Source organism: Nonomuraea sp. CX421, assembly GCF_059358955.1.
On the sequence record NZ_JCADBK010000016.1, the window covers coordinates 59,642 to 76,071 of the forward strand.

The following is a 16,430-nucleotide window of genomic DNA, read 5'->3' on the forward strand; positions in this document are numbered from 1 at the left end:
TCAGCCGACGGCGGCGCCGAACCACTTGGGCAGCAGGCCGGCCAGCTCCCGCTGGTCCTCACCGACCCACGCCACGTGGCCGTCCGGCCGCAGCAGCACCGCGGGCACGTCCAGTTCCTCGCCGCCGTCGACGACATCGACAACGTGGTCGACCCGATCCGCCCAGCCCGCCACCGAGAGCCGGCCGGTCTGGTCGAGCAGCAGCCCGCGACCGCCGTGCATCAGCTCGTACAGGCGCCCCCGCTTCAGCCCCACGTCGCGCATCCGCCGGCCGAGCAGCTCGTGCCCCCCGCCGAAGTCGTAGCGGATCCCGATCGCGATGATCTTCTCGATCAGGTGGCGGTTCACGTCCTCGAACTCCATCAGCTCCGACAGCAGCCGGCGCACCGCCTGGGGACCCGGCTCGGTGGACACCAGCTCCATCTGCGCGCGGGTGTTGTCCAGCACGTCGGCGGCCACCGGGTGCCGTTCGGCGTGGTAGCTGTCCAGCAGCCCCTCCGGCGCCCAGCCGCCGACCTCGGCGGCCAGTTTCCAGCCGAGGTTGAACGCGTCCTGGATGCCGAGGTTGAGCCCCTGCCCGCCGAGCGGCGGGTGGATGTGCGCCGCGTCGCCGGCCAGCAGCACCCGGCCGCTCCGGTAGCGCTCGGCCAGCCGGGTGGCGTCGCCGAAGCGGGACAGCCAGCGCGGTGAGTGCACACCGAAGTCGGTGCCGGCGAACACCCGCAGCTGCCGCTTGAACTCCTCGAGGGTCGGCGGGACCGAGCGGTCCTCGGCCACCCCCTCGGCGGGCACGACCACGCGGTACACGCCGTCGCCGACAGGCCCGGCGCCGAACCTCAGCTGGGTCTTGCGGACCTCGGCCATCACGGCGGCCACCTTCTCCGGCGGCACGGCCACCTCCATCTCGCCCAGCAGCGTGTCGGCCCTGGACGGCTCGCCGGGGAAACCGATGCCGAGCAGCCTCCGCACCGTGCTGCGGCCGCCGTCGCAGCCGGCGAGGTAGCGCGAGCGCAGCCGCGTGCCGTCGGCCAGCTCGACGCTCACCCCGTCCTCGTCCTGGCTCAGCCCGACCAGCTCGCAGCCGCGCCGGATCTCGGCGCCGACCTCGGCGGCGCGCTCGGCCAGCAGGCGATCGGTGGTGGGCTGCGGGATGCCGAGGACGTAGGGATGGGTGGTGTCCAGCCGGGCGGGTGAGGGCTTGGTGATGCCGGCGAAGAAACCGCCGACCGGATACTTCTGGCCGTGCGCGAGGAACCGCTCCAGCAGGCCGCGCTGGTCCATCACCTCGATGCTGCGCACGTGCAGGCCGAGCGCGCGGACGTACCCGATGGGCTCCGTCTCCTTCTCCAGCACGAGCACGCGCACGCCGTGCAGCCGCAACTCGGCGGCCAGCATCAGGCCGGTCGGTCCGCCACCGGCGACGATCACGTCAATCATGAATCCCCTCTTCGACAAGGTCGTTTTCCGGCCGGCCGCTCCGCGCGCACCCGCACCTCGGCGCCGGGTCCCGCGATCGCGCCCCGGGCCCCACGGGCGGTTCCACGTCCGTGAGCCCGCACGCCGGCACCAGGACACGTGCGTTCGCGGACCCTGATTCCGCAGGTGCCGGCCTCGGCCGACGATTCTGCAGCACGCCCCGGGGCTTGCCGCAAGCCCCCCGGTGCGCTATACGTTGAAAGTGGCAGGGAGGCGAATGACCTCCTTGCTTTTTCCTTTTGTCGTCCGTTGTGGATTTTGTCGTCCGTTGTGGACGGGCCAGCTCGCGCTACCCGAGCCCCACGCCGTCGGCCGCGGCGGCATAGCGGCGGGCCAGGTGCGCGAAGGCGTCCCTGAGCTCGGCCGGGCCGACGACCTCGATGGCGGCGTCGAACCTGCCGATGGCGGCGGCCAGGCCGAGCCAGGACCACGAGCCGAGGACGAGCCGGCAGCGGTCCGGGCCGAGCTCCTCCACGACTCCGTCGCGGACGTACGGGGACACGGCGGCGGCGGGCAGGCCCAGGATCACCTCGCCGCGGCACGGCCAGTCGCCGGAGCCGTCGCCGTCACCAGTGCCGGTGCCCCGGAACCTGGCGGCCACGAAGGCGGCCACGTCGCCTCCGGGCAGCTCGCGCGGGGCGAAGCGAGGCCCGGTCGGGGCGCGCGGAGTGATCCGGTCGGCGCGGAAGGTGCGCCAGTCGTCGCGGTCGAGGTCCCAGGCGACGAGGTACCAGCGCCCGCCCCAGGTGAGGAGGGTGTGGGGCTGCACCCGGCGCGGCGGCCGGACGCCCACGACACCGTGGTCGTCGTCCGGCGCGGCGGTGTAGTCGAAGCGCAGCACCTCGCGAGCGTGGACGGCGGCGCTGAGCGCCATGAGCACCTCGCCGCCGACCTGCGGGGCCGGTCGGAGCGCGGGCCGCTCGACGGCGGTGACCTGGAGGGTGTCGATCCGGTGGCGCAGCCGGGCGGGCATCACCTGCCGCACGGTGTTGAGCGCGCGCGCCGCCCCCTCCCCGATGCCGGCGCCGGCGGTGGCGGCGGTCCGCAGCGCGATGGCCAGGGCGACGGCCTGCTCGTCGTCGAACAGCAACGGGGGCAGTCGCGTGCCGGCTTCGAGCCGGTATCCGCCGTCGGGCCCCTTGAAGGTCACGATGGGATAGCCGAGCTCGCGCAGCCGGCCGACGTCACGGCGCACGGTGCGCGGGCTGATGTCCAGCCGCTCGGCCAGCAGCGCCCCCGGCCAGTCGCGGCGCGTCTGGAGCAGCGAGAGCAACGCCAGCAGTCGCGCTGAGGTCTTCGGCATGCATCCATGGTGCCGTGAGAAGCGGCCACAACCTGACCTCTACCCCTGTGACGGTGGTCTCGCGCCGGACAACGGCGCCCAGAGACGACATTCGAAAAGTCAGGAGCCCGAAGATGGCCGTCAAGTCCGTCACCCATCTGAACTTCCGGGGCGACGCCCGCGCGGCGCTCGAGTTCTACCAGTCCGTGTTCGGCGGGCACCTCGCCGTCGTCACCTATGAGGACGCCGGGAACGTGCGGGACGCCGCCGAGGCGGACCAGGTGATGTGGGGTCAGGTGCTCGCCGACGACGGCTTCCACGTGATGGCCTACGACGTGCCGTCGGGCCTGCCGTGGAACCAGGGCGAGAACGCGTTCTTCCTCTCCGTCCGGGGCGAGACCACTCAGGAGATCACCGCGTACTGGGAGAAGCTCTCCGCCGGCGCCACCGTCCTGCAGCCGCTGGCGCCCGCGCAATGGGCGCCGCTCTACGGAATGCTCAGGGACGGCTTCGGCGTCGTCTGGGTCCTGGACGTCGTCAGCGAATACTGAGCATCCCGCCCAGCGAGGGAGGCACGCACCCGGTGTGCCTCCCTCGCCACGCTCCCGAACGAGCGGTCCGGTATCACCCGACAGTGCGGGGCGGCGCCCCTGGGAACCGGCGGCTGATTGTCGCGAGGCGGACCGCAAGAATGCTCCGGCTGCTTCGACTCACCCCGGAAAGGGCGCCTGAACGAGGTGTCCGTGCCCGCCCAACTGTTTCGTGAAGGACAGGAATGAACCTTCCCCGCATCGGCGTCAGCCTGCCGCACGTGGGCCCGCACGCCGGCCCCGACGCCGTCGTCACCGTGGCCCAGGCGACCGAACGGCTCGGATTCCACGCCGTGTCCGCCAGCGACCGGCTCCTGATGCCAGCCGCACCGGGCTGGGACAACGACGCGGGCCTGCCCGAGTCACACGCCTGGGACTCGCTGGAGATGCTGACCTGGGCCGCCGCGCACACCCGCCGGATCCGCGTGACCACCGCCATCCTGAACTCCATCTTCCACTCCCCCGTCATCCTGGCCCGCAGACTGGCCACGCTCGACCGGCTGTCCCAGGGACGGCTGGACGTCGGCATCGGTCAAGGCGGCGGCACCCGGCTGCCGCCGTTCCACATCCCCGAGGAATTCATCGCGGCGGGGGTGCCGGCCGGCCGCAGAGGCGCCGGATTCGTCGAGCACATCGCCGCGATGCGCGCCTGCTGGGCCCCCGACCCCGTCGAGTTCCACGGCGAGCACTACCAGATCCCGCCGTCCCTGATCGGCCCCAAGCCGTCGGGCACCATCCCCCTGCTCATCGGCGCGACCACCCGCCGCACCATCGAACGGGCGGCCCGCCTCGGCGACGGCTTCATCACCGTCGCCGTCGACTGGGACGAGACCCGCACCCAGGTCCGCTGGTACCGGCAGGCCGGCGGCGCCGGCACCGTCATGGTGAACACGATCCCGCCCCTCGGCGACGATCAGCTCTCCCCCGGCGCCTTCACCGAAGCCGCGCTGGGCGACCTCGACCGCGCCGCCGCACTCGGCGCCGACGAGAGCCTGCATTCCGCACGTCCAGCCGGTGCAGGGGACCCTACCTACGGGAACGCATGCGCATGAAGATGGGGGCATGACTTCGGAGATCACCCCCTTTCGCATCGATGTCCCGCAGGCGCAGCTCGACGACCTGCGCGGCCGGCTCGCCGCGACCCGCTGGCCGGACGAACTGCCCGGCGCCGGCTGGTCCTACGGCGTCCCCGTCGGGTACGCGCAGCAGCTGGCCGAGTACTGGCGCACCGGATTCGACTGGCGCGCCGCCGAGGCGCGGCTGAACGCGTTCCCGCAGTTCACCACCCCCATCGACGGGCAGAACGTGCACTTCCTGCACGTCCGCTCACCCGAGCCGGACGCACTCCCGCTGATCATCACGCATGGCTGGCCCGGCTCGGTCGCGGAGTTCATGAAGGTCATCGGGCCGCTCACCGACCCGGCCGCGCACGGCGGCGAGCCGGCCGACGCCTTCCACGTCGTCGCCCCGTCGATCCCCGGATTCGGTTTCTCCGGGCCGACCACCGAACCCGGCTGGGACCTCAACCGGGTCGCCAGGGCGTGGGCCGAGCTGATGCGCCGCCTCGGCTACCACCGCTACGGCGCGCAGGGCGGCGACAGCGGCGCGGTCATCTCACCGATGCTCGGCCGGGCCGACACCGCGCATGTCGTGGGCGTCCACGTCAACGGCGCCCTCGGCTTCCCCACCGGCGACCCGGCCGAGTTCGAGGGGCTCACCGAGGCCGAGCTCGCCCGACTCGGCCAGTACCAGGATCAGGACCGCGCCGGCTACGCGATGATCCAGGCGACCCGGCCCCAGACCCTGGCGTTCGGCCTGCATGACTCGCCCGCCGCGCAGCTGGCGTGGATCGCCGAGAAGTTCAAGGAGTGGACCGACCCGGCGCGCGACCTGCCCGAGGACGCGGTGGACGTCGACCAGCTGCTCACCGACATCAGCATCTACTGGTTCACCGGGACCGCCGCGTCCTCGGCCCGCCTGTACAAGGAGTCGCAGAGTTCATGGGGCGCCCCCGCCGAGTACTCGACGGTGCCGCACGGCGTCGCCGTCTTCCCCGGCGACCCGGGCGTCCGGCGGATCGCCGAACGCGGGCACAACGTCGCGCACTGGTCGGAATTCGACCGGGGCGGCCACTTCGCCGCCATGGAGACGCCCGAACTGCTGGTCGAGGACATCAGGGCCTTCTTCCGCGCGGTGCGCTGAGGCCCCGGAGGTCTCCCCCTGGGGCTGACCGGCCGGCGTCGAAGAGGTTCACGGTCCCGGCCACGACTCCGGCTTCGGCGTCATCGCGCGGCTTCTCATGAACGCGTATCGGGCTCTGTGGCGATACAGGGACGTGCGTACATGGATGAGCTGGATCGCCGTCGTACCGTTCGCCGGGTGGGCGCTGGTGCGGCTGAGCGGGTTCGAGCCGGACTGGCCGTGGGTGCCGGTGGTGGCCTACACGCCCTACGCGGCGGCCGGGTCGCTGGCCGGCACGGCGCTGGCGTGGGCGCTGAGACGCCGGGCGGCGGCGGTGGTGGGGATCGCGGCCGTGGTGGCGATGGGACTCGCCGTCGCGCCCCGGGCCTTGGCCGACGGCAATCCGGCCGCGCACGGGCCGGTGATGCGGGTGCTGGCGGCCAACCTGATGGTGGGCCAGGCCGACACGGCCCAGCTGATGGCCCTGGTCGGCCAGGTGCGGCCGGACGTGCTGACGTTGCAGGAGCTCACACCGGACGCGATGCGGCGGCTGGAGGCGGCGGGCCTGCGCGCAACGTTGCCGCACGCCGTCACGCGGCCGCTGCCGGGCGTCGGCGGGTCCGCCGTGTACGCGCGGCATCCGCTGACGGCCGGAAAGACGATCAAGCTGGGCGCGTTCGGGCAGGCCAGGGCGTGGCTCGCGCACCCCGGCGGGGCCCGCGTGGAGATCGTCTCCGTGCACCCGTGCGCGCCCAAGCGCACCGGCCGGCAACCGTGCTGGCAGGGCGGCCTCGACGCGCTGCCGCGCGGCGGCGGCGCGTTGCGGCTGCTGGCGGGCGACTTCAACGCCACGCTCGACCACCTGCCGATGCGTGAGCTGCTGGCGTCCGGCTACCGGGACGCGGCCGACGTCATGGGGCACGGGTTCACGGCGACCTGGCCGCAGGCGCTGGGCCGTACGTTTCGGCTGCCCGGCGTGGCGATCGACCACGTGCTGGCGGACTCGCGGATGGCGGTGCGGGACTTCCGCGTGCTGGACCTGCGGCACACCGATCACCGGCCGGTGTTCGCCGAGGTCAGACTCCCGTGAGAGGGGACCGCGACGGCGCTTCGCTCTGCCGATGCCCTCATCGGCTGTCCGGGTGCACCATGAGAAGCACAGCGTGGTTGTGCGCGGAGTGACCTAATGTCGTCTGCCAGGTCGGGCTGGCACAGAACGCCGTGGCCGCCGCACTGGACGCCCCCGGCGCGGATGCCGACGTCGCCGCCGCTCGTGTCCGCCAGCGAATCGGTCGAACGCCTCGCCGGCCTCCGCGACCGCTTCCGCCGGGCCCTTCCCTGCTGACGCACCCGTGCCGTACGGCCGAAAACCGTTTGCCACCCGTCGCGGGCTCCGGAAACGTGGTGCCCATGATCTCCTGACGGACGGCACCCCCACGCCGAGATCCATCGGCGCCCGAGCGCGCCCTGATGCCGCCAGCCCCCACCCTGTTCAGCGAAGAGAGCGTCCTTGTCCCAGCGACACCCCCACCAGCAGTCCTCCCCGCCGCCGACCTCGGCCACGGGGCCGGCCACCGTCACCGTGTTCGCCTCCCCCGCGAGCTGGATCGAGTCCGAGGCCCTCGCGCAGTGCCACCAGGTGGCCGCCCTGGACGGCATGACGCACGTCGCCGCCATGCCCGACCTGCACCCCGGCAAGGGCGCCCCCATCGGCGCCGCCATGGCGTCGACCACGCTGTACCCGTTCCTGGTCGGATCCGACATCGGCTGCGGCATCGCCGTGTTCCCCATCAAGCTCAAGCGCGCCGACCCCGAGAAACTCGCCGCCCGCTTCCCCGACCTCGATCAGGCGCTGGACCCCGAGCGGGACGCCGACGACCCGGTGTGGGCCGTGCTGAAGGGCGACATTCCCGCCGGTCACGTCGACAGCCTCGGGACGGTCGGCCGGGGCAACCACTTCGTCGAACTGGCCCGGATCGGCACCGTCCTCGAGCCCGACCACGCGAGCCGTCTCGGACTCGCCGCCGGCGACCTGGTCCTCATCGTCCACAGCGGCTCCCGAGGGCTGGGCGAACGAATCCTGCGCGCGCACACCGAGGTCCACGGCGCGGGCCCCGCCCCTGATCCCGGCGCCTACCTGGCGATGCACGACGACGCCGTACGCTGGGGGTCGCTCAACCGGCGGCTGATGGCCGCCCGGGTCGCCCACGCGCTGGGGGCCGAGCCCACCGAGCCGATCGTCGACCAGTGCCACAACCTGGTCGAGCTCCGCGACGGGATCTACCTGCACCGCAAGGGCGCGGCGCCCGGCGACGGCCGCGACGTGCTCATCGCCGGCACCAGGGGCACCCCTTCCTACCTCGTGGCCGCGCACGCCGGGCCGGACGCCGGCCATTCCGTGGCGCACGGCGCCGGCCGCAAGATGTCACGCGCGGACGCCCTGCGCCGGGGCCGGGCCAAGCACACGGTCGAGGAACTGCGCCGCACACCGGTGGGGTCGCTGGTGGTGTGCGGCGACCGCCAACTGCTCTTCGAAGAGGCGCCGACGGCCTACAAACGCATCGAGCAAGTGATCGCCGACCTCGTCGACCACGACCTGGCCACGCCGGTGGCCACCACCATCCCCCTGGTCACCTACAAGACCGCCGACCTCGGGTCCGCGCCCCGGAAAGGCCACCGCGACCACCGCGACCAGCGCCGCAGGCGAGGCCGGCAGTGACCGTCGACCTGCTCCTGTCGGCCGGGCGCGGCCCGCAGGAGTGCGCCTGGGCGCTGGCCCAGCTGCTGCGCCGCCTCGAAGCCGACGCCGCCCGGCGACATCTGCGCACCAGCCGGGCCCAGACCGTTGCCGGTGACCGGCCCGGCACCTACCGGTCGGTCCTCGTCCGCATCACAGGAGCCGGCGCCGAGGCGTTCGCCGCCTCGTGGACCGGAACCCTGTGCTGGCAGGCCCCCAGCCCCTACCGCTCCAACACCGGACGGAAGAACTGGTACGTCATCGCCCAGCCGTGCCAGGTCGACACCCCCCGCACGACGTTCGCGGAGGCGGACGTCGACATCGTCGCCTGCCGCACCGGCGGCCCCGGCGGCCAGCACCGCAACAAGGCCAGCACCGCGGTACGTGCGACCCATCGGCCCTCCGGGATCGTCGTCGTGGTCGACACCGAACGACAGTTCAGCCTCAACCGCCGCATCGCCCTGCGGCTGCTGCGGCAGCGGATCGAGGACGGCGACCAGGCGGCGGAGCGCGCCGTCACCGCCTCCCGCCGGCGCATCCACGACGAGCTCGTACGCGGCGACCCCACCCGCGTCGAACGCCCGGACCAGCCGGAGCGGGACCCGGCCCCGCGGGAGCGGACGCGCCGGCCCCGACGACTCACCTGACGGGGTCCTCTCACGCGCTCCCGCGAGAGGAACCCGCTCCGGGACCCAGCGGGGGAAGCCCCGCCGGAGCACCCCGCCGGATCAGCCGGGTCAGGCCCCCGGTGTCGACGTGCCGCTCGACCAGGTCGCCGAGCGCGTCCAGCCGGGCCTCGCGGAGCGCGGCGAACGAGGTGCCCGGCACCGGCGTGAAGGCCCGTCCGGCCCTCGCCGCCACCTCCACGAGAAACGCCCTGCGAAAGTCGTCGTTCTCCAGGGCGCCGTGCCAGGTCGTCCCCCACACGGCTCCCAGACGACAGCCGTCGAGAAAGGGCTCCGCCCCGTCGCCACCCGAGCCGCCCTCACCGGCCGGCCCGTGTCCGGGCCAGTCGACGGTCACGGACCCGTGGTGGATCTCGTAGCCGGCCACGCGGCAGCCGTACGCCTCCCCCACCGGACGCCCCAGCCGCTTGTCCGCCGCGAACTCCACGAACGCGGGCAACAACCCCAGCCCCTCCACCACGCCGGCGCCCGACTCGACGTTGTCCCTGATCGTCCTGGCCAGCATCTGGTAGCCGCCGCAGATGCCCAGCACCGGCCCGCCCCGAGCCGCCCGCTCCCGTACGGCCCGAGCCAGGCCCGTCGACCTGAGCCACGTCAGATCGGCGACCGTGGCCCGCGAGCCGGGGATGACCACCAGGTCGGCGTCGTCCAGCTCCGCGGCCGAGGTGACGAACCGCACGATCACCCCCGGCTCGGCCGCCAGCGCGTCCATGTCGGTGAAGTTCGAGATCCGCGGCAGCCTGACGACCGCGACCCGCAGGCTCGGCCCGCCCGCCGCCGGCACCTGCGCCGGGCGGCCGTCCAGCGCGAGCGAGTCCTCCACATCCATCCAGAGCCCATCGAGCCACGGCAACACGCCGTAGACCTCCCGGCCCGTCAGCGCGCGCAGCATGTCGAGCCCCGGTTCCAGCAGCTCACGCGCACCCCGGAACTTGTTCACCACGAAACCGGCGACGAGCGCCTGGTCGGCCGCGTCCAGCAGGGCGAGCGTGCCGTACATCGAGGCGAAGACACCGCCGCGGTCGATGTCGCCGACGACGATCACCGGCAGCCCGGCGGCCTGCGCCAGGCCCATGTTGGCGATGTCACCCGCGCGCAGGTTGATCTCCGCCGGGCTGCCCGCGCCCTCGCAGATCACCACGTCGTACTGTGATCGCAACCGCTCAAGCGCCTCCACCGCGACGGCACGCAAGCGGTCCCTGAGCGCGCCGTACTCCATGGCGTCCACGTCGGCCGTCGGACGGCCCATGACGACGACCTGGCTCCGCCGGTCACTGCCCGGTTTGAGAAGAATCGGGTTCATGTCGGCGGTCGGCCGCAGCCCGCAGGCCGCCGCCTGCACCACCTGCGCGCGGCCGATCTCGGCGCCATCGGCCGTCACGAACGAGTTGAGCGACATGTTCTGCGCCTTGAACGGCGCCACCCGCACGCCCTGCCTGGCCAGCCACCTGCAGATGCCCGCCGTCACGACGCTCTTGCCCGCGTCCGACGTGGTCCCCGCGACCAGCAACGCCCCCCGCACCGATGTCCTCCCGCATCCCCAAAAGATGCCCACCCTACCGGGGCAGGCAGGCGTACGGCTCGGCCCTGCCACGCTGGTCGCCCGCGTCAGGGCGACGTGGCACGATGGCGCGTATGGGCCTTGGGCGTCTGGAGGCGCGACGGTTGCGCGACATCGCCGTGATCCGCCGTGTCCGGGACCGGATCGATCGTGACTACGCCAAGCCGCTGAGCCTCGACACGCTGGCCCGTGCGGCGCACATGTCGGTCGGGCACCTGAGCCGGGAGTTCCGCCGCGTCTACGGCGAGTCCCCGTACTCCTATCTGATGACCCGGCGGATCGAACGGGCGATGACGCTGCTGCGCCGCGGAGACCTCAGCGTCACGGACGTGTGTTTCGCAGTGGGCTTCTCCTCGCTGGGCACGTTCAGCACGAGGTTCACCGAGCTGGTCGGCGTGCCGCCGAGCCTCTACCGGCGTGACCACTCCCAGGCCGCGGCGGGCATTCCGCCGTGCCTGAGCAAGCAGGTGACCAGACCGGTCAAGAATCGAGAAGCCCGCGACCGCTAGTCACGCCTACCGTGTCGGGCGTGAACATCACCATTCATCACGCCTTCCTCCCGCACACCGACCCCGAGGCCGCTCTCGGCTTCTACCGCGACATGCTCGGCTTCGAGGTCCGGGCCGACAACGGCTACGAAGACATGCGGTGGATCACCGTCGGACCGGCCGGCCAGCCCGGCACCTCGATCGTGCTGCACCCGCCGGCGGCCGATCCGGGCGTCACCGACGCCGAGCGCCGCACCATCGTGGAACTCATCACCAAGGGCGCCTACACCGCCATCACGCTGGCCACCCACGACCTCGACGGGCTCTTCGACCGCCTCCAGGCCGCAGGCGCCGAGGTCGTCCAGGAGCCCATCGACCAGGACTACGGCATCCGCGACTGCGCCTTTCGCGACCCCGCCGGCAACCTCGTCCGCATCACCGGCTCACCCGGCTGAGCCGGTCACTCCCACCGCCAGACCGACCGGCCCCCGACAGCACGAAGGAATCACCCCGATGGCGCTCGCTCTCGACATCATCACGATCGGCGTACCGCAGGTGGAAGCCGCACGCGCCTTCTACACCTCCGCCTTCTCGGCCACGGCCACCGACGACGACCACACCGCCCGCCTGAACCTCCACGGCACCGGACGGCTCGCCCTGCGCCAGATCGGCGCACTCGCCGCCGACTCCGCCGCGAACCCGGCGACCTCGGGCTTCCGCGGCTACGTCCTGTCCTGCATCGTCAGCCGGCCCGCCGAGGTCAGGGCCCTCCTCGAGGCCGCCACCGCCAACGGCGCGACGGTCGTCAAGCCCGCGAAGAAGGCGCTCTTCGGCGAGTTCGTCGCCGTCTACCAGGCGCCGGACGGAGCCGTCTGGAAGCTGGCCGCCGCCTCCAGCAAGGACACGGATCTCGCCCCCGACCCTCCCAAGCCGACCGAGACCGCGCTTTTCCTCGGCGTCGCCAAGCCGAAGGCGTCCAAGGCGTTCTACGAGACGCTGGGCATGAACGTCGACCGCGACTACGGCGACAAGTTCATCGACTTCACCATCGCCGACGGCGTGTGCCGGCTGGGCCTGCTGCCCCGCAAGGCCCTCGCCAAGGACGCCGGCGTCGACGAGCACGGCGACGGCTTCTCCGCGCTCGTCCTCACGCACACCGCCGCCACCCGTGACGACGTCGACGCTCTTCTCGCCGCCGCGGACTCCGCCGGCGGCCGGGTCACCGCCCCGGCGGCCCAGACCGGCCAGGGCGACTACGCCGGGCACTTCACCGACCCCGACGGCCACCACTGGCGCATCACCACACCCGCCTGAGCCGGCGCCCCCCAGGGTGAGGGCCGGCGCGCGCGGCGCTGGAACGCCCGCCTCCCGGCCGCCGTCACAGCGCTAAGCAGGCCCACCTCCCATGGCGGCGGCGCCGGCCTTGATCGCCGCGCGGATGCGCACGTAGGTGCCACAGCGGCAGATGTTGCGCAGGCCGTCGAGATCGGCGTCGGTGATCGCGCGGCCTTCGGCGGCGGCCCGGCGCACCAGCGCCACCGCCGCCATGATCTGGCCGGGCTGACAGTAGCCGCACTGCGCGACATCATGGTCGAGCCAGGCCTGCTGCATCGGATGCAGATCCCTGCCGACCGTGGCCGGCAGCCCTTCGATGGTGGTGACCTCGTCCCCCGGCTGAAGATCTTCGACGGGGATCGCGCACGGGTTGACCGCTTTGCCGTTGAGATGGCTGGTGCACGCCTTGCAGACGTTGATGCCGCAGCCGTACTTCGGCCCCGTGATGCCGAGGATGTCGCGCAGGACCCACAGCAGCCGCACGTCGCCGGCGACGTCGACGGTGACCTGCTCGCCGTTGACGCGGAAGGTGAACTCAGGCACTCGCAACTCCTTGCTCAGCGGGCGTGGTCCAGGCCGTCGGTGGGGGACGGCGGCACGGGCGGGATGGTCGGCTTGGGGGTGAAGGAGAGCGTGCCGTGGTTGATCGGGAAGCTGGTGGGCATCGTCCCGACCGCGCGGCCGTACGCGCACGCGACCGCGGCCATCGACGCGGCGACGCCCAGCTCGCCGGCGCCGCCGGGCGTCTCCGACGTGCTCGGCATGACGATCACCCGGAGTTCGGGCGGCGTGTTCCACTGCCTGGTGTAGAAGTAGTTGTCCCAGCTCGCCTCCAGGAAGTGGCCATCGCGCAAGTGCAGGCTGGAGGTCAGGGCCAGCGCGATGCCGTCCATGACGCCGCCCATCATCTGCGCCTCCAGCCCACGCGGGTTGACGGCCAGACCCACGTCCACCACGAAGACGACCTTGGTGACACGGGGCCCGCTCACACCCTCACGAACGGGCCGGTTGACGGTCTCCGGCCGGCAGTCGATCTCCACCAGCGCGGCACTCACCCCCTTGTACTCGGCGTGGAACGCGATGCCCTGCGCGGTACCGGCCGGCATCGCCCGCCCCCAGCCGCCCGCTTCGGCCGCCTTCGCCAGGACCGCCCGGGAACGGTCGTCGCGCAGGAACGCATGCCGGAACCGGTAGGGATCCTTGCCCATCCTGGCGGCGAGCTGATCCACGATCAGCTCCCGGGCGCAGGTGACGTCGGGCGAGTAGACATTGCGCATGCTGCCGGTGTTGAAACTCTTGTCCGTCTCGCTGAGCAGCTGGCTACTGGCGCCGAAATCGTAGGACATCACCTGACTGAGATGGAAGAACGTCTGCGAGAAACCGATGTCGCCCACCGGAAGCCGCGCGGCCATCGCGGTGATGATCTCGCCCAGCCCGTGACCCAGATCGGTGGAGACGCTGGTGTGCCGCTGCTTGTAACTCAACACGGTGTCACCGAGGTAGGCGACCCGCACCCGCGAGGTGGCCATGGGGTGAGTGCGGCCCTGCCGCGCGTCGTCGGCGCGATGCCACATGAGCTTGACCGGCTTACCGACCTTCTGCGACACCTCGGCCGCCTCCAGCGCGGCGTCGAAGAACAGCTTGCGCCCGAACGAACCGCCGCCTTCGACGACGTGCACGGTGACCCTGCCGGTCGGCAGGTTCAGCTTGGCGGCGATCGCCTGCTGGGCGACGATGGGCGATTTCAGCGCCGACCAGATCTCGGCACGGTCGGCCCGTACGTCGGCGATCGCGCAGTTGGGCTCCAGCGCGCTGTTGCTGCGGAAGTAGAAGGTGAACTTGCCCTCCACGATCGGCGTCGGCGGCCTGAGGCCGAGCGGCAGCTCCGCGGCCTCCAGCTGCCGCAGCACGCTGTCGTCGGACTTCCCCGCCGCCGTGCCGGCCCTCCAGGTGACCTTCAGGGCGCGTACGGCGTCGACGCACTGGCCGAAGGTCTCGGCGCGCACCGCCACCCCGGTGGAGATCACCACGACATCGGTGACGCCCGGCAGGGCGCGGACCTCGGCGAGGTTGGCCACCGAACCGACCTTGCCGTTGATGGTCGGCGGACGGCACACCATCGTCGGCTTCGCGCCCGGGACGTCGAGGTCCATGGCGAACTTCTTGCGCCCGGTCACCGCGTCCAGAGCGTCGACCCGGCTGTGCGGCCTGCCGATGACGGTGAAGTCCCGGCGAGGCGTGAGCTCCACCGACACCTGCCGGGTCCGGGCACTCGCGGCCTTCTCGGCGAGCGCGCCGATGCCGACGCCCCGGCCGGAGCGATCGGTGACCACACCCGCCTTCAGCGTCAGATCGCCGACCGCCGAACCCAGTTCGGCCGCCGCGGCCTCCAGTAGCCGAAGCCGGGCGACGGCGGCGGCCACCCGAATCGGGGTGTACGTCGCGAAAGTCGTGTTCGACCCGCCGGTGAGCTGGTTGAACACCAGCTCAGGCCGGGCATCGGCCAGCGTCACCCGCACCCGGTCCAGCGGCACGGCCATCTCCTCGGCGATCAGCATGGCCGTCGACGTGGTGATGCCCTGCCCCACCTCGGCCCGCGGCAACGCGAACGACACCGTGCCGTCCGGCCTGACCTCCACCGAGATGAGACCCGAGGTGGGCAGCGCCGCCGCCGTCATCAGATCGTTGAGATCGAGCAGTTGAGTGAGTTCCGGCGAAGGCAACGGGGCGACGGCCGCCGAGGTCGCGGGAACCAGCTCGGCGGCGGCCACCAGAGTCGGAGCCGCCAGCACGTACCCGAGGAACCGCCGCCGCCCGATGGCCTCGTCGAGCCCGCCGCCGTTCGATCCCGTCATGAGCCGGGACGGTTCGTCGTCGGGATTTCGATCTTGGTCTCCTTGCCCTTGGTGAGAAAGAACAGGATGTACTGCCGCACGGCCTCGTCGATCACCCAGGCGACACTGGGCACCAACGGCAGCGGAATGAGCCCCTCGCGGAACTTCACCAGTTTCGGCCAGGCGGAACTGATCAGCGGCCCCCACACCGGCTCACGCCTGATGCCGTCCCAGTCGGCCACCTGGTCACCGACCAGATAACGAGCCAGGGCATTGCACAGCGGACGGCTGATGCTGCCCGGACTGGTCTGCTCGGCCAGCTGACCCAGCAGAATATCGGTCAGCTCCACACCCTCGGGCGTCGGGCCCATGTTACGAGGCAGGATCTGGTCCGACTGGGCGTTGGCCGCGGCCCAGGTGGACGGGATGTACTCGTCCTTGATGCCGAGCATGTGCGCGGTCACCTGCCACACGTGCAGATACGCCTCGGAGTCCGCGGAACTGATCGGCACCTGCCATTCGAGCATCTTGCGCATGGCGAAGGTCGGCAGGGTATGCCAGGTGACCAGCATGTCCTCCTGGCTGATCGGAATGTCCCCGCCCCAGTGAGGAGACTGCTGCAGCAGATGCCGCACCGCCGCGTGCACCAGCCGGGTCTTCACGGACTCGACCACACAGGAGCCCTCGGGCCGGTAGGCGTTGAGGGCTCCGACGGCGAATCCCAGAATGCTGGTCTTGGCGACGCGATCCTCCATGTCCGCGCCCCCCTTGGAGTAGTAGACCGCGCGGGCCTCCTTGGGGATGGCGGTGCTCAGCATGCCGCCGCCCACTCCGTTGAGCAGGTTGAGGTACAGCCCTCTGGACTTGTTGAACTGGGCGGCGGTGTTCAGCTTGCCCTGATCGGCCCACGACGGCAGCTGCCGCGCCTTCTCCATGAAGGCCCGCAGATCGGCCGGCAGCCCGTCGGGTAAGGGCTGATCGTTGCGGTTCCAGTCCCACAGCAGCCGGTTGACCTCGGGCACGGCACCGCGATCGATCAGCGAGGCGACCAGCGCGTCGGCCTCCTCGTCCCACACCCACCGCGGATCGGTCCCGGCGCCGGAGCCGGCGATCGAACCGCTCGGCGCCCAGGTCCACGCCTTCAGGGCCTCCGCCGGGGACGCCATCCCCAGCGCCCCGAGCGCCCCCAAGGCGCCACCCGAGATCAGCATCCTGCGTCTGCTCAGCTCCGCCATGCCGTGAGCTCCTTTCCCCAACGTG

At 72.0% G+C, this 16,430-nt stretch carries 15 protein-coding genes; 9 read left to right on the plus strand and 6 right to left on the minus strand.

What is annotated here, in order from left to right; genetic code table 11:
* Positions 1–1,437: a rifampin monooxygenase gene (gene rox, locus AC5L3X_RS26090; RefSeq protein WP_494860328.1), complete on the minus strand. Its 1,437-nt coding sequence runs from the start codon at positions 1,435–1,437 to the stop codon at positions 1–3.
* 328 nt (positions 1,438–1,765) lie between these two features.
* Positions 1,766–2,779: a helix-turn-helix transcriptional regulator gene (locus AC5L3X_RS26095; RefSeq protein WP_494860329.1), complete on the minus strand. Its 1,014-nt coding sequence runs from the start codon at positions 2,777–2,779 to the stop codon at positions 1,766–1,768.
* Between the two features lie 113 nt (positions 2,780–2,892).
* Here AC5L3X_RS26095 and AC5L3X_RS26100 point away from each other — a divergent pair, with 113 nt between their 5' ends.
* From AC5L3X_RS26100 to prfH, 6 genes are all read left to right on the plus strand, one after another.
* Positions 2,893–3,309, plus strand: coding sequence for a VOC family protein (locus AC5L3X_RS26100; protein ID WP_494860331.1), 417 nt, complete (start codon positions 2,893–2,895; stop codon positions 3,307–3,309).
* A gap of 224 nt (positions 3,310–3,533) precedes the next feature.
* Entirely contained in the window at positions 3,534–4,400 is an 867-nt protein-coding gene (locus AC5L3X_RS26105; RefSeq protein WP_494860332.1) for a TIGR03619 family F420-dependent LLM class oxidoreductase, read from the plus strand.
* A gap of 10 nt (positions 4,401–4,410) precedes the next feature.
* Entirely contained in the window at positions 4,411–5,550 is a 1,140-nt protein-coding gene (locus tag AC5L3X_RS26110) for an epoxide hydrolase family protein (protein ID WP_189125561.1), read from the plus strand.
* A 145-nt stretch (positions 5,551–5,695) separates the two neighbouring features.
* Complete coding sequence (locus AC5L3X_RS26115) at positions 5,696–6,619, plus strand: endonuclease/exonuclease/phosphatase family protein (RefSeq protein ID WP_494860335.1); 924 nt, start codon at positions 5,696–5,698, stop codon at positions 6,617–6,619.
* A 420-nt stretch (positions 6,620–7,039) separates the two neighbouring features.
* Complete coding sequence (locus AC5L3X_RS26120) at positions 7,040–8,248, plus strand: RNA ligase RtcB family protein (RefSeq protein ID WP_494860336.1); 1,209 nt, start codon at positions 7,040–7,042, stop codon at positions 8,246–8,248.
* Positions 8,245–8,913, plus strand: a complete 669-nt coding sequence (prfH, locus tag AC5L3X_RS26125) for a peptide chain release factor H (protein ID WP_189125564.1) — start codon at positions 8,245–8,247, stop codon at positions 8,911–8,913. The genes AC5L3X_RS26120 and prfH overlap by 4 nt, the downstream gene beginning before the upstream one ends.
* Positions 8,914–8,923: 10 nt before the next feature.
* On the opposite strand, the gene AC5L3X_RS26130 is transcribed toward prfH, so the two are convergent.
* Entirely contained in the window at positions 8,924–10,474 is a 1,551-nt protein-coding gene (locus tag AC5L3X_RS26130; RefSeq protein WP_494860338.1) for a cobyric acid synthase, read from the minus strand.
* A 113-nt stretch (positions 10,475–10,587) separates the two neighbouring features.
* Here AC5L3X_RS26130 and AC5L3X_RS26135 point away from each other — a divergent pair, with 113 nt between their 5' ends.
* The 3 genes from AC5L3X_RS26135 to AC5L3X_RS26145 are packed head-to-tail and all read left to right on the plus strand — an operon-like array spanning position 10,588 to position 12,315.
* A complete protein-coding gene (locus AC5L3X_RS26135) occupies positions 10,588–11,022 on the plus strand; it encodes a helix-turn-helix transcriptional regulator (RefSeq protein ID WP_494860340.1) in 435 nt (144 codons plus the stop codon).
* A 20-nt stretch (positions 11,023–11,042) separates the two neighbouring features.
* Entirely contained in the window at positions 11,043–11,456 is a 414-nt protein-coding gene (locus tag AC5L3X_RS26140; RefSeq protein WP_189125567.1) for a VOC family protein, read from the plus strand.
* A 58-nt stretch (positions 11,457–11,514) separates the two neighbouring features.
* A complete protein-coding gene (locus AC5L3X_RS26145; protein WP_494860342.1) occupies positions 11,515–12,315 on the plus strand; it encodes a VOC family protein in 801 nt (266 codons plus the stop codon).
* A 72-nt stretch (positions 12,316–12,387) separates the two neighbouring features.
* Here AC5L3X_RS26145 and AC5L3X_RS26150 read toward each other — a convergent pair whose 3' ends face one another.
* Genes AC5L3X_RS26150 through AC5L3X_RS26160 form a run of 3 tightly spaced genes read right to left on the minus strand, consistent with a single transcriptional unit; the run spans position 12,388 to position 16,405 of the window.
* On the minus strand, positions 12,388–12,879 hold the full coding sequence (locus AC5L3X_RS26150; RefSeq protein WP_494860344.1) for a (2Fe-2S)-binding protein: 492 nt from the start codon (positions 12,877–12,879) through the stop codon (positions 12,388–12,390).
* Between the two features lie 14 nt (positions 12,880–12,893).
* The gene (locus tag AC5L3X_RS26155) at positions 12,894–15,191 is read right to left on the minus strand and encodes a molybdopterin cofactor-binding domain-containing protein (protein ID WP_494860346.1); all 2,298 of its coding nucleotides are present in this window, start codon (positions 15,189–15,191) and stop codon (positions 12,894–12,896) included.
* On the minus strand, positions 15,188–16,405 hold the full coding sequence (locus AC5L3X_RS26160) for an oxygenase MpaB family protein (protein WP_494860348.1): 1,218 nt from the start codon (positions 16,403–16,405) through the stop codon (positions 15,188–15,190). The genes AC5L3X_RS26155 and AC5L3X_RS26160 overlap by 4 nt, the downstream gene beginning before the upstream one ends.
* Positions 16,406–16,430 lie beyond the last annotated feature (25 nt).

Excerpts from the sequence above, each read along its gene's own strand:
- rox (WP_494860328.1), bottom strand. The coding sequence starts at position 1,437 with ATGATTGACGTGATCGTCGCCGGTGGCGGACCGACCGGCCTGATGCTG.
- AC5L3X_RS26115 (WP_494860335.1), top strand. The coding sequence starts at position 5,696 with ATGAGCTGGATCGCCGTCGTACCGTTCGCCGGGTGGGCGCTGGTGCGG.
- AC5L3X_RS26095 (WP_494860329.1), bottom strand. The coding sequence starts at position 2,779 with ATGCCGAAGACCTCAGCGCGACTGCTGGCGTTGCTCTCGCTGCTCCAG.
- AC5L3X_RS26135 (WP_494860340.1), top strand. The coding sequence starts at position 10,588 with ATGGGCCTTGGGCGTCTGGAGGCGCGACGGTTGCGCGACATCGCCGTG.
- AC5L3X_RS26155 (WP_494860346.1), bottom strand. The coding sequence starts at position 15,191 with ATGACGGGATCGAACGGCGGCGGGCTCGACGAGGCCATCGGGCGGCGG.
- AC5L3X_RS26105 (WP_494860332.1), top strand. The coding sequence starts at position 3,534 with ATGAACCTTCCCCGCATCGGCGTCAGCCTGCCGCACGTGGGCCCGCAC.
- AC5L3X_RS26110 (WP_189125561.1), top strand. The coding sequence starts at position 4,411 with ATGACTTCGGAGATCACCCCCTTTCGCATCGATGTCCCGCAGGCGCAG.
- AC5L3X_RS26145 (WP_494860342.1), top strand. The coding sequence starts at position 11,515 with ATGGCGCTCGCTCTCGACATCATCACGATCGGCGTACCGCAGGTGGAA.
- AC5L3X_RS26100 (WP_494860331.1), top strand. The coding sequence starts at position 2,893 with ATGGCCGTCAAGTCCGTCACCCATCTGAACTTCCGGGGCGACGCCCGC.
- AC5L3X_RS26160 (WP_494860348.1), bottom strand. The coding sequence starts at position 16,405 with ATGGCGGAGCTGAGCAGACGCAGGATGCTGATCTCGGGTGGCGCCTTG.